Genomic DNA, 12,986 nt, shown 5'->3' on the forward strand with positions numbered 1-12,986 from the left:
CATCAAATGAAAGTATCAGTAATTGTTCCTAATTTTAATCATTCGAAATTCTTAAACCAAAGAATTGAAAGTATCTTAAACCAAACGTATCAAGATTTTGAAATTATTTTATTAGATGATTGCTCAACAGATGATAGTGTTGAAATTTTAAAAAAATTTGTCAATAACTGCAAGGTGCAGTTTTTGTTTTGTAATTCAAAAAATTCTGGTTCTCCATTTGGACTCTGGAAAAAAGGATTTGATCTAGCAAGGGGAGATCTGATTTGGATTGCAGAAAGTGATGATTGGTGTGAAATAGATTTTCTAGATAGTCTGATTCCTTTTTTTTCTGATTCTTCTGTTTCCTTGGCATACTCAAATTCTGATTATTTTGATGAACCTAGTCAACAATTTAAACCCATCACATGGCTTAAAAGTTTTGAAAACTTCTTGTGGGATAGGGACTTTGTATATTCTGGTATGGATCTTTTGAAAGAGTATGGGGTTTACAAATGTTTAATTCTTAATGTAAGTTGTGCTATATTTCGAAAGTCATCCTTAAAGAATATGGAATTCCCTTTTAAGTTTCGCTTTTCTGGAGATTGGTATTTTTGGAATCAACTGTTCCTCACTGGAAATATTGGATTTAATTCTAGAATTTTAAATCATGTAAGAATACATCAAGGTTCAGCTACTCACTTTTTAGAGTCCAATGAATTTAAAAAATTACTTGAAAATACTTTTGTAGTTAAATCTTCTTTCTTGTTAATCGACAAACCATTTATATATTCCAATAATTTGAATTGGTTAGTGATTTTATGGAAGAAGTATATATATAAACATCCTTTTGTAGGTGTTTATTTTTTTATTAGATCCACCTCATTCCAATTTTTATTTTCATTTTTGTTTAAGAAGAATTGATTCCTAAAATTATCCATTATTGTTGGTTTGGCCCAAATTCAATGTCTTCGATAGAAGCAGCCTGTTTGGAATCATGGAGAAAATTTTGTCCTGATTTTCAGCTCAACTTATGGGATGAATCAAATTTCCCTATTGATTTTTGTGAGTTTACTGCGGAGGCTTATCGATTAGGGAAATATGCTTTTGTATCTGATGTGGCTCGAGTTTTCGCCGTAGAAAAGTGTGGAGGGATTTATTTAGATACGGATATGCTATTGCTTAAACCCTTGGATTCCCTTTTGGCAAATTCGTTTTTTATTGGGGAACATTTGCCTGGTGAGATTGGTGTAGGTGTGTTTGGTGGTGTAAAGCAGCATCCTTTTTTGGTGGAGGTGTTAAATGTTTATCAATCTTTAAGTTTTGAACCGGATCGATTGGTTCTAGTTCCCGATTTGTTTGATAAATTGATTCAGGATTTTGATACTGATAAACTTAAGATCTATCCTTCTGACTACTTTTATCCCTTGCCTTTTTCTAAAAAGGGACTTGATTATTCTTCTTTTATTACCTCGTCAAGTTTTGCCGTACATCTTTGGAATCACAGTTGGAAGGATGAATTTGCCTATCTTAAGGAACATCGATTTTGGAAGGCATTTAGTTTATTTGTTCATCATATAGTTTTGTATCCGAACACCTACCTATCCAAATCCTTCCTTTTTCGCTTCGCTACTGAAAGTAAAGCTATGCTGAAACAGTATCTCTATTTCAAGCTGAAAGGAAACCGTGACTAAGGTTCGTCTGATTAGTAAGCTTCTTGGACTCAAGGGGCTGATTCTGTTTATCCTCCGAAGATTTGGAATCTTCTACACTCCTGAGCTGAAAGCGTTGTTTAAGATTTTTGATTGGGGAATTAAAGCCGGAATAAACTTAAGTTGGGAAGATCGGTTACTTCGGGTGGATTGGGTATCCAATGAGTCGATTTTTCCGGTGTATTTACGTCCTTACAGTTCTGATCCCCAAGTTTTCAAACAGGTCCTTATCGATCAGGAACTAGCTCCCGTCGTTCGGTTTTTTTCTGAAAGGGGGTTAGAACTCAAGCAAATGATCGATGGGGGCGGGAATATTGGCTTGTCGACCTTATATTTACTCTCGTTTTTCCCCAATCTAAAAAGTTTATTGATAGAGCCACATTTGGGTAATTGTTCAGTATTGGTGCGGAATGTGCCTTTCCAAAAAGGGACTTTAGAGAAAAAAGCACTCTGGTCAAAATCGGGATGGGTGTTTCCAAAAAAAGATTCTTCCGAATGGGGATTTTCCGTAAGTGGAAATCGTATTTCTGCAAACGCTCAAGCCATCCCTTCTATTTCGCTATCTGAGGTTTTCAATAGGTTTCCAGTAGGTGCAGTCGATTACATTAAATTGGATATTGAAGGGGCTGAGGAAGCCGTTTTTTTGAAAGATACACACGTGTCAGATAAGCTCCGGGGCGTGAAGTGCATCAGTGTAGAGCCTCATAGCGATTCCTTTAAGGCTTTTTTTTCTGGATATTTAAGAAACCTCGGATTTGATGTTCAGGAGCATGGAGAATTGATTTATGGGTTTAACTATGGATAAGCCCGTATTTTCAATCATTTGTCCCTGTTACAATCAAATAGACTTTTTGGAGGATGCGGTTCACTCCGTTCTTTCCCAAGGCTTCAATCGATGGGAACTCATCATCCTGAATGATGGAAGCACCGATGGGAGTGACAGACTTGCTGATGAATTAGCACGTAAGGACTTACGGATTCGTGTGATTCATCAATCCAACCAAGGACTTTCAAGTGCACGAAATATCGGATTAGCCGTTGCGAAAGGTGATTTTATCGGATTTCTTGATTCAGATGATATTTACCTAGCAGGTGCTTTTCAAGCTGTTTTTTCTCAGATTTCAAAATCAAATGCGGACTTGATTATTGGCGGATATAGTTATTTTAAAGGGAAAGACTTTTTTCATACTCATCAATTTACGGTAAGTAAACTTTCCCCAGAGTTTCTTCTTAGAACTAATCAAGCACCACCCATAGCCCATTTTTTAAAACATTCAGTAGCCAAATCAATTGGTGATTTTGATACATCGCTTAAGAGCTGTGAGGATTGGGAGTATTGGACACGGGTAGCAAAGAAAGGATTCAAAATAATAACGATTCCTGAGGTAATTGCAGGATATCGCTATGTGCCTAATAGCATGAGTCGTCAGCCAAAGGTGATGTATCAGGCACTTTCGGAAGTCAACCGACGTGCGCATTGTAATGATTCTCAATTGTCAGAGAACTCTACTGAAATTGCTCATCACTCGGCAGACATCTCAGAAATTCAAAAAAATCATCTGATCCGATGCCTCGGCGTTTTGATTCACCAAGGTAAAGCCAATGAGGCTTCCGCTTGGTACCAAGAGGAAGTGGTAAAGTGGAATTGGGTTTTAGAAGATAAAGACTGGCTAGGCTTAAGTTCCCCACTTTCTTGGAGGTATTTTTTTGACCAAGATGAAATAAAAACGATCTTTCAGAAGCTTTTGCCTGAGCTTAGGATATTTTTCTACGAACTGGGTTATTCTCCTTCTAAAACTTCCAAACTTATTTCTGAAATCCTTCGACCCCAGCGGTATCGGCTGAATCATATCCGCTATGGAAAATTGCTTGGAGCGTTGATTAACCGGATTTTTAAGTGACTCGAATTCTTTTTATTTCTTATTCAGGCCCGTTTCCACCCATCGATGGCAAACGCCAACGAACTTTGGCTTTACTAGATGCTTTGAGTAGTCGATATCTGATAGATTATCTGATTTTGGATAATCTGGAAGATTTTAGACTCGCCCAGCAAGAGAATACCTCAAACCTGATTCAGTTTAAATTTCTGTCTGCGCCAAGGACATGGAAAGACAAGTTTCTACACCGCCTAGGCTTGATTTATAGTTCTTCTGAATTTTTGAGGGATCAGATTAAGGAGTTATTTAAAGAGAAGAAATATCAATTTGTCTTCTGTCGGTATATCCATCCTATGATTCATCTTCCATCTTCTCTTCCTGTAGTGGTGGATATTGATGATGAGTTGGAGGAGAATTTTAGAACCCGAATTTCCACAGCCGATTCATGGCTTAAAAAAATGCGGTTGGTTCAGGTGCTTTGGATGAATCTTTGGATTTATAATCAACTTCTAACCCAGATCTCACTTGGATTCACTGTAAAACCGGAACAGGGTAAGGCAAATCTCAAACTCCTACCCAATCTTCCATTTCAGCTTTTACAGCAAGGACCTGTAGCCTTTATTCCTGCCACTGATCCAAGGATTCTTTTCGTTGGAAAACTGACTTATCCACCCAATCTTTCTGGTATAAAATGGTTTATTCGAGAAGTTTTCCCTTTAGTTTTGGAAGATTTCCCTCAGGCCATGTTAACGCTTGTTTCTAATTTGCCTGTGGATGATCAAGAACTGAAGGAAGTGGTAAAGAAATATACATCGATTCAGGTCCTAATTAATGTAAAGGACTTGGTTGAGGTTTATCGTACTCATTCCATGGCCATCGCTCCGATTTTCGAGGGTGCAGGATCGAATATCAAGATTGCCGAATCGATTTGGATGGGCAGACCGATAGTTTCTTCTTCCTTTGGCATCAGAGGATTTGAAATGGCCAAGGGATCTTCGTTTTTATTGGAAGGTTCGACTGCGGAAGAATTTAAAAGTAAGGTTGTGGATTTATTAAAACACCAAGAAAAACTGGTAGAAGTTCAAGCTTCCGCCTTTCAGTTTGGTCAAAAGGAATTTAACCTGACTAGATGGACAGCACAATTCTTAGATGACTTGGAGCATGTCGGCTAAGAAACTTTCCATCATTATTCCTTCGCTTAACAGGCAGGGGGCATTAAGTCAACTTGTAAAGAAGTTGGTTCTGCTTTCTACTTCCGAAACAGAGCTGATCATTGTAGATGATAGCTTAGATAGGTGTCGTGAAGTGGAGTTAGCATCCACTGGTAGTTCCGTTGTCTATTACATCCATAGAGGAAAAAAACAGGGAGTAAGTTCGGCACGAAATCTTGGTGCCCAGCAGGCACAAGGAGATTACCTGGTTTTTTTGGACGATGACGATGATTTTACGGAGAATTGGATTCCTGATTTTGTTGACGCTATAAAATCTTCACCCACCTTGGTTTTTTGTGAAATGAGAAGAATTGCTCCAACCGGTCAGGAACAAATTGAAAAAGCAAGGATTGCTGCCAATGGGAATTTGTTACAGGCTATTTTTATTCCGGGAGCGTGGGTGATCAAATCTGATTTTTTTTGGTCAATCGGTGGATATGACGAGCGGCTGACCTATGCGGAAAATACAGAATTGTTTATCAGAATTCAAAAAGAGAATCTTCAAATCAAATTGATCCCCAAGCCTAATTTCATTTATTATCCTTCACCAGACGGGGGCAGTAAAAATCTTAGAAACATGGTGGAATCCCTGAATCTTATACTGGATAAACATCAAGCTAGCCTATCAGCACATGTGAAACACCTTTATCATCAGATTTTGGGGGTGAACCATATGAGATTTAGGGAATTTTCGAAATCAAGAAAGAATTTGATCTTGGCACTATACTATAAACCTACCAAACTTGCCACTTTGGGCCGTTTTTTAATAGCTTGTTTTCCTTTTATTGCCCGCCAATTATATACGGAGACGGTGAAGGATGCTTAAACTTGGAGGGTTTATTGTTACTTACAATCGTCCGGCTACCCTTTTAGCCACCATTCAGGCTATTTTCTCCCAGACACATCCCCCGGATTTTTTATGGGTAGTTGATAATTCTGAAAATTTAGAAACTGATCATGCGGTAGCTACGCTTTTGGATTCTCGGATTCGTTGCCACCGAATGGGCTATAATGCGGGACCTGCAGGTGCGGCAGCCAAAGGTTTAGAACTCTGTACTGCTGAGGGTGCAGACTGGATTTTTTGGGGAGATGACAATGATCCTCCGTTTCGGGATGACTGTTTTGAGCGATTATTGGCAATAAAGGATATAAATCCCTATTGCGGAGTTTTGGGTACAGTTGGACATTTTTTTGATCGGAAAAAGGGGGTAATCAAACGAATCCAAACCCGACTCTTGGAAAGAAAAGACTGGATTGAAGTCGACTCTATTGCAGGTGGAATGTGTATGTTGGTTTCGGCCAAAGTTGTAAAAGCAGGTATTGTTCCGAATAAAGACTTGTTTTTTGGTTTTGAAGAGCTTGATTTCTGCCTGAAGTTATCAAGGCAGGGATTTACGTTGATAGTGGACTGTGGCTTGTTTTTGGAAGCGAGAAAGGCCACAAACCGATTGGATTTTCATCAGCCTGTTTACAGTAAAAAGGGAAATTTGGTGCGGGAATATTACAGTCTTCGAAATTTACTCTATATCGCCGATAGCCTAACCCAACAGACAATGAAAACCCGATTAATAGGAAAGTGGACTGTCAAAGCATTTTATGGATATAGATATGGTTTAAGCTATGGTTGGAAAAATATGCAAATGATAGTTTTGGCGTTTTGGCATTATTTCCGGGGAGTAAAAGGAAAAACCCTGAGTCTTGGATAAGCCTATTGTCTTATTCTTAATTGATGGATTACAGGTGGGAGGAGCAGAACGAAGTCTGTTGGAGACAGCGAGGCGGTTGATCCACTTTTCCCCGGTAGTTTGCGTGTTGTCAGATTCATTGGCTCTTTTACCTGAATTTCAAAAATCCGAAATCCGGGTTATCTCTTTCCCTCTCCCTAGAAATTACCGATTTGCCAATAATGCAAAAAGGCTACTCAAGCTGGTTCGGGAAATCCAGCCTGACCTCATTCATTCCTTCCTTTTTCATTCGGATATGATCCTTAGGTACCTGCCGGTAAGCATTCCAAAAATCACAGGATTGGTAAGTAACTCTTATGCTCCACGCAGACTTAATCAGCTTTCTTGGAAGGTCAGGTTGAAAGTGAAAATCCTAAAGCTTTGGGATAAGTCTACTGCCAAATATATTGATCTTTTTATTTCGAACTCCCAAGTGATAAAAACTGCCTATACAAATCAACTGGGAATCCCTGCCTACAAAATTAAAGTCATACCAAGAGGTCGGGATTTGGGTAGATTTGGAAAATTAAGAAAGGAACATACTGCCACTAAAACATTCATTTCAGTGGGTAGACTGATACCCTCTAAAGGTTTTGATGAATTGGTTCGGGCCTTTGCCGAATTAAGAAAGAAATATCCCGACATCAAGCTTATTATTGCAGGCGAGGGACCGGAACGCTTTAGGCTGGAGCAGGTGATCCATTCTCTCGGGTTAACTAATTCGGTTATTCTTTCAGGAACTATCCAAAACATTGAAGATTTATTTTCAGCCGCTGATTTTTTCGTATTTCCTTCCCATTATGAGGGACTTCCGGGTGCCTTGATCGAGGCGATGTTATCACGTGCTCCCATAATTTGCTCGGATATTCCAGAAAATAAAGAATGCGTGGATGAATCGATGGTTCTTTTTCATCAGGTAGGGGATCAAACCGATTTGTTGGTTAAGATGGATCAGGCATTGACATTGACTGATTGGAAGTTAAGAACCCAAAGAGCGTATGACTATGCTGCAGAGCATTTTGAAATTGCGAGGATTGTTAAAGAATATGAAAACACCTATTTGGTCTTGTTAAAGACCAAAAATTCTTTTTGATGAAAATCTTTCAACTCATTCAAAAGCCTCAGCGTAGAGGGGCAGAGATTTTTGCGATACAGCTTTCGGAATCTTTAATCTCTTTAGGTCATGAAGTCAAGTTAATCGCACTATATAAAAATGAAAAACAGCTTAGCTTTAAAGGGGATTTAATCTTTTTAGACAGACTGCTTCAAAGGCGGTTTTTTGATTTTGAGGGCTGGAGACAACTTTCCGATCTCATCAAAGAATTTCAGCCGGATTTGGTTCAGGCTAATGCCGCAGACACATTAAAATTCGCCGTTTTCTCCCGACTGATCTTTGGTTGGAAAGCAAAGTTGGTTTATCGAAATGCCAATCAGATGGGGGATTTTATCCGGGGATTTTGGCACCGGAAATTCAATCAGTTTCTGGTGGATAGGCTAGAGGGGGTAATATCCGTGTCGGAAGCAAGTCAAATCGATTTTTTTAAAACTTTTCGCTTCCCCGTACAAAAGAGCCGCACCATTCCAATCGGTATTGTCTCCAGGGATATAGATAAAAAACTTAAAGAAGTGCAGAAACTGCCTCCAAGCAGGTATCTGATTCAGATTGGCAGTTGGGTTCCCGAAAAGGACTCTTTGGGTATGCTTGATATGTTTGTTCAGTTACAGGATGAAAGTCTGAATCTGGTTTTTCTTGGTTCAGGTCCCTTGGAGGAGGAGATGCGAAGGAAGATTTTGGATTTAGGTCTTTTGCATAGAGTTACGCTTTTGCCCAATCGGGCGAATATTTTTCCAATTCTATCCCGGGCTCAGGCCTTGGTGATGCCTTCCAAAATCGAAGGGCTTCCTGCCGTGATTTTAGAAGCTATGTATTGCCGGGTGCCCGTAGTGGCCTACGGAGTAGGGGGGATACCGGAAGTGTTAAAATCAGGAATGACGGGATGGTGTATTGAACCTGGCAACCGGAAAGGCTTTGTGCAGGCCATACAAGAGGTGTTGGAGATGGACGAGGATCGGAAGAAAGAAATCTTGGATTCGGCGTTTGATTTGGTCACTTCGGATTATAACCTTTCCACTCTTGCCATAAAATTTGAAAAGTTCTATCGGGAGATTTTAGAATAGCATTGGCTAGTATTCAGTCATTTCCAAGGCGATCCTGCTTCTTCGGAAGCAGGATTTTTTATTTACCCCTCTTCGTTGGGTCGAACCCGCTGGGTCGAATTTATAATTCGACCTATATATCTCCGTTTGGTACCCAAATTCCGGCTACATTGGCTCAATTGAGGATTCCTGTATCCGGCTTAAAACCAGGATTTTCCGTTTATAACTATGTGGAGTAATAAAAAAAGACTTAATTTCATGATCCCATGGAAAAAATTAAGCTGATCAAGCTTTCCGAGTTTTTTGAAAGGCAGATTTCTGGTAGATCTGCTGTTACTGCTATTTTTTCGGAGATACAGGGTGTGCATCACTTGATCTTGGATTTCACAGGAATTCAGTTTATTTCCCGCACTGCAGCTCACGAGTTGATTACCAAAATGGAGGAAGTTCAAAAAAAATTAGTAAGCGTTGAGCTCTCTTCACCTACCAAAGAGGTCTCTGAAATGCTCAGTAAAGTGAGGGCGTCCATGAAAAATCCCCAAAAACTAGCCACTTATGTGGAGTTTCTTACTTTTTCATCGGAAAAGGAAAGAGATGAGTTTTTACTTTCGTATTGATTGCAATCCGACCCTAGTATGTTTTGGGATTTGCAAGCCCAATTCGAATCAACAGTTCAATTTCCGCAATGGCAAAAGGAAAAAGCGTTGGACTACGCTGCATAGATGTGCAATCCTTTGTGGCACTTGAAGCTCTTTGCGGTAAAAATCTTTCTGCCTTCGAGCCTTCGTGACAATAAACCAACCCGCTGTGCGAGATTTGCAATCTCGTACTCTTTTCTTGGGATTTGTAATCCCCATAAACCTTTCGTTTCCTTGCGCTGGTATGGTGTCTGGTGTTCCAATTCATGATTCTGGACCAGCGCTGGGGATCAAACGGCAATTTTGATACCCCGGGTTGCACCTGACTGCCGTCAGAGGCAGGCCCGGGGCTATTCACAGTTGGACCCTGCCTTTGCCGGCAGGCAGGCCCTTCAGGGTTATAACGATTTCCATGGAACAATAAGAATTCATTGAGATCTTGAAAATCTCAATCGAAGAATAAAGGAAGTCCATAAGGAGCCAAACCTTTGATCAACTTAAATCTTGGAGACCTTTGTGGTAAAAACCTTTCTGCCTTCGAGCCTTCGTGGCAATAACCTAATTCCGCTGTGCGAGATTTGCAATCTATTACTCCTGTCTTGGAATGTGCAATCCCTAAAAAAAATCCCCCTATTCCCATTCTTAAAAGTGATTTTTGTTTATTGTAATATACGAAAAATGATAAAAATGTTCATTTTAATAAACAATATCGACTAATTTTGCCTTTCTTTGCACCAAAGAATGGATCAATTAATTGAGCTTTACAGAAAATTACTCCTTCGAACGGATCTGAGTTTTCAGAGAAGTTTGGGGTCAGTGATCCGTTGGGACCATCGGATGATCGGCATCATGGGGGCTAGGGGAGTGGGCAAAACCACCCTGGTGTTGCAATACATCAAGCAACAATACCAAGGCAAGGAAAACAAGGCACTATATGTTTCCTTGGATCATCTATGGTTTGCTTCTCATTCCGTGCTGGACCTTGCTGATGATTTTTCCAAGTCGGGCGGGGAGCTTTTGGTATTGGACGAGGTACATAAGTATCCCAATTGGTCTCAGGAACTCAAAAATATCTTTGATTTCTATCCCGATCTGAAGGTGATTTTTACAGGATCATCACTTTTGGAAATCCTTAATTCCAGAGGAGATCTAAGTAGGCGAGCCTTGGTCTATCAGATGGCGGGCTTGTCTTTTCGTGAATTTTTGCGGCTGGAGACTGGCAAAGAATTTTCCCAGTTGACGCTTGAGGCGATTCTTGAAAATCATACCCAAGAAGCCTTGTCTATCTTGGCTGAAATCAAGCCATTGGAGTATTTTCCGAGCTATTTGAGATTAGGTTATTACCCTTTTTGTAGAGAATTCGGTGATCTGATCGATCAACAGGTAAGAGCTGTGGTCAATCTAATCCTGGAGGTCGAGCTTCCCCAGCTTCGGAAATTTGACATCGCCTATGTGTCCAAGATGAAGCAGCTCTTGGGAATCATTGCGGATTCGGTTCCTTTTATACCCAATGTGAGCAAGCTGAGTGAAAAGATCGGAATCAATCGGACGACCTTATTGACCTATTTTCATTACTTGGCCGAATCTAAACTTACGTCCAACTTGTTTTCAGATACTCAAGGGATATCCTTGCTTCAAAAACCGGAGAAACTTTACCTGGAAAATACCAATCTAGCTTATGCTTTGGGTAGAAATGTGAATGAAGGAAATCTGAGAGAGACCTTTTTTCTGAATCAGCTATCCCAAGCTCATCAGGTGACCTTGCCCAAAAAGGGAGATTTTTGGGTAGATCAACGCTGGCTTTTTGAGGTGGGTGGCAAAAACAAATCCCTTTCCGGCCCCATTGAATCGGGCTATTTCATGGCCTCGGATGGAATTGAAGTCGGTAACCAAAACAAAATTCCACTTTGGCTTTTTGGGTTTTTGTATTGATACCCCCTCTGGGTCGATCCCGACAGCTTTCGGGATGTAATTCAACCCAAATACCCTTGGGATTTATAATCCCCGCCTTCGGTAGACAGACGAGAAGCCGACAACTGGACAACCGGATAACTGGACAACCTGCCTCCGGTAGGCAAGCCCGACAACGTAAAGCAGACAACCGGACCAACATACAATCAACTTCCCAACTCCCATACCTCCTTACTTCCCGACCTTGATCACCTCCAAATAAATCCCCTCCAACTCACTCACCATCCGCTTCATGCTGAATTTTTCGATGACCCGCTCTCGGGCGGCCAAAGCCATCGTGTGCCTGAGATCAGAGTTTTGCAACAGCTCCACACAGTAGCCTTCCAACCCTTCCCATTCTTCGATTTCGGTGAGAAAGCCCTGATTTCCGTGCTGAATGACTTCTCCAATACCTCCTGCCCGTGTAGCCACCACCGGTACTTCACAGGACATGGCCTCGAGCATGGCGATCGGCAAACCTTCAAACTCCGAAGTGCTCAAGTAAATATCCATCAGGCTGAGGTAAGGGACCACATTCTTCTGCACTCCCACCCAATGGAAGTGCGTTCCCTTGCCGGATTTTTTGATTTGATTCAGAATTCTTTCCCTCCATTCTCCATCTCCAACCAGTAAAAAGTGAGTTTCAGGACATTTTTTCAGGATTCTTAAGGCCAATTCCACCCATAACCACAGCCGCTTTTGAGATCGAAATACAGCTACTTTTCCAATAACAGGTGCATTTTCAGGGATTCCCAAATGATCACGGAGAGTAGGAGTACCTAAAACACGCTCACTATTTTCAAAACTCGCGTACCCTCCATCTTGATACTTGATACCTGATCCTTGATACTCTTGACTATTGTCTTGTGTCTTGTGTCTATCGTCTAATGTCTCCCTTCTCGGATCTTGCTTCTCCCTCCTAAAAACCTCCGTATTCACCCCGTTCTGCACTACTCTCACTTTCAGTCTTCCTCCTCTCCGATAGGGGTCCCAAATCGAATTAAGCCTCATGGAAAGAGCCACTTCATTGGAAACCGCAATGGCTACATCCTGATGCTTGAAGGATAGACGGTTGCCCCAGTAGGAAATTTTATTGTATCGCTCCCAGGTGTTGTGCTCGGTGTATACGATAGGAATGGAGAGTTCCTTTCCTACAAATCTTGCCAATATTCCTGCCCAGGGAAGGTGGGCATGGATAATGTCAAAGCCATGCTCCAAGATAAAATGCTTTACTTTTTTGATTTGGAAGAAAAGCTCCAGATTTCCGGCGGGAATCAGATGAACTTGTATCCCTGCCCGCTCCAGTTCGTCAATGATGTTCTCGTCTTGGTGGTAAAAGTAAAGGCAATGAAATTCAAAGCGGCTTTGATCATGTACCAAGGCGGTTTCCGGAATCAGTTTTTCTGCCCCACCCCGTCCTAGACTTTTGATCAGGTGTAAAACTTTTATGCGCTTGGAATTGGAACCGGACTTCATTGAGAATGCAAGTTGGGAAAATTTAGCCTAAGACCTTTTACCGATTTCAGGATTGCTAATGAAACGTATTAAAAATGAGGCAAATGGATTTTGCTCAGGAACATGATCAGACCTTCCAGGTGGGGTGTCAAATTTGTGCCATTTTTGGTTTTTTATTTGCATCCCACTTTAAGGTTTTTAATCTCTTGGAAAGAGTGGTTTGCCCGATGTTTTTTTCAGACCAATTTTTCACATTTTCTACTCGTGTTGACTGGATTGCTTCTGA

13 protein-coding genes are annotated in these 12,986 nt (G+C 40.9%); 12 read left to right on the forward strand and 1 reads right to left on the reverse strand.

Translation table 11 applies throughout. The features are described 5' to 3' along the window. Positions 1-6: 6 nt before the first annotated feature. The 11 genes from DDT91_RS19320 (at position 7) to DDT91_RS19370 (ending at position 11,227) form a co-directional block, all read left to right on the forward strand. The gene (locus DDT91_RS19320) at positions 7-900 is read left to right on the forward strand and encodes a glycosyltransferase family 2 protein (RefSeq protein WP_187177842.1); all 894 of its coding nucleotides are present in this window, start codon (positions 7-9) and stop codon (positions 898-900) included. Beyond that, positions 897-1,670 carry a glycosyltransferase gene (locus tag DDT91_RS19325; RefSeq protein WP_187177843.1) on the forward strand — a complete coding sequence of 258 codons (774 nt, stop codon included), beginning with the start codon at positions 897-899 and terminating at the stop codon, positions 1,668-1,670. Before DDT91_RS19320 ends, DDT91_RS19325 begins: the two co-directional genes overlap by 4 nt. Beyond that, positions 1,663-2,493 carry an FkbM family methyltransferase gene (locus DDT91_RS20900; protein ID WP_187177844.1) on the forward strand — a complete coding sequence of 277 codons (831 nt, stop codon included), beginning with the start codon at positions 1,663-1,665 and terminating at the stop codon, positions 2,491-2,493. The genes DDT91_RS19325 and DDT91_RS20900 overlap by 8 nt, the downstream gene beginning before the upstream one ends. Then, positions 2,486-3,589 (forward strand): glycosyltransferase, encoded by a 1,104-nt coding sequence (locus DDT91_RS19335; protein WP_187177845.1) that lies wholly within the window; start codon positions 2,486-2,488, stop codon positions 3,587-3,589. The genes DDT91_RS20900 and DDT91_RS19335 overlap by 8 nt, the downstream gene beginning before the upstream one ends. After that, positions 3,586-4,737, forward strand: coding sequence for a glycosyltransferase (locus DDT91_RS20905; protein ID WP_187177846.1), 1,152 nt, complete (start codon positions 3,586-3,588; stop codon positions 4,735-4,737). The genes DDT91_RS19335 and DDT91_RS20905 overlap by 4 nt, the downstream gene beginning before the upstream one ends. Next, positions 4,727-5,602, forward strand: coding sequence for a glycosyltransferase family 2 protein (locus DDT91_RS19345; protein ID WP_187177847.1), 876 nt, complete (start codon positions 4,727-4,729; stop codon positions 5,600-5,602). Before DDT91_RS20905 ends, DDT91_RS19345 begins: the two co-directional genes overlap by 11 nt. Continuing rightward, positions 5,595-6,482, forward strand: a complete 888-nt coding sequence (locus tag DDT91_RS19350; protein ID WP_187177848.1) for a glycosyltransferase family 2 protein — start codon at positions 5,595-5,597, stop codon at positions 6,480-6,482. Before DDT91_RS19345 ends, DDT91_RS19350 begins: the two co-directional genes overlap by 8 nt. Then, positions 6,475-7,593 carry a glycosyltransferase gene (locus DDT91_RS19355; RefSeq protein WP_187177849.1) on the forward strand — a complete coding sequence of 373 codons (1,119 nt, stop codon included), beginning with the start codon at positions 6,475-6,477 and terminating at the stop codon, positions 7,591-7,593. Before DDT91_RS19350 ends, DDT91_RS19355 begins: the two co-directional genes overlap by 8 nt. Continuing rightward, complete coding sequence (locus DDT91_RS19360) at positions 7,593-8,678, forward strand: glycosyltransferase family 4 protein (RefSeq protein WP_187177850.1); 1,086 nt, start codon at positions 7,593-7,595, stop codon at positions 8,676-8,678. Before DDT91_RS19355 ends, DDT91_RS19360 begins: the two co-directional genes overlap by 1 nt. Before the next feature lie 245 nt (positions 8,679-8,923). Then, positions 8,924-9,274, forward strand: a complete 351-nt coding sequence (locus DDT91_RS19365) for an STAS domain-containing protein (RefSeq protein WP_187177851.1) — start codon at positions 8,924-8,926, stop codon at positions 9,272-9,274. Positions 9,275-10,036: 762 nt separating this feature from the next. Continuing rightward, a complete protein-coding gene (locus DDT91_RS19370; protein WP_187177852.1) occupies positions 10,037-11,227 on the forward strand; it encodes an ATP-binding protein in 1,191 nt (396 codons plus the stop codon). Between the two features lie 210 nt (positions 11,228-11,437). On the opposite strand, the gene DDT91_RS19375 is transcribed toward DDT91_RS19370, so the two are convergent. Beyond that, entirely contained in the window at positions 11,438-12,721 is a 1,284-nt protein-coding gene (locus tag DDT91_RS19375) for a glycosyltransferase (protein WP_187177853.1), read from the reverse strand. An 83-nt stretch (positions 12,722-12,804) separates the two neighbouring features. Here DDT91_RS19375 and DDT91_RS20515 point away from each other — a divergent pair. Further along, the coding region (locus tag DDT91_RS20515) for a hypothetical protein (RefSeq protein ID WP_222718690.1) at positions 12,805-12,986 on the forward strand (182 nt) is incomplete at its 3' end.

It is taken from the genome of Algoriphagus sp. AK58, from assembly GCF_014324365.1.
GTDB lineage: Bacteria > Bacteroidota > Bacteroidia > Cytophagales > Cyclobacteriaceae > Algoriphagus.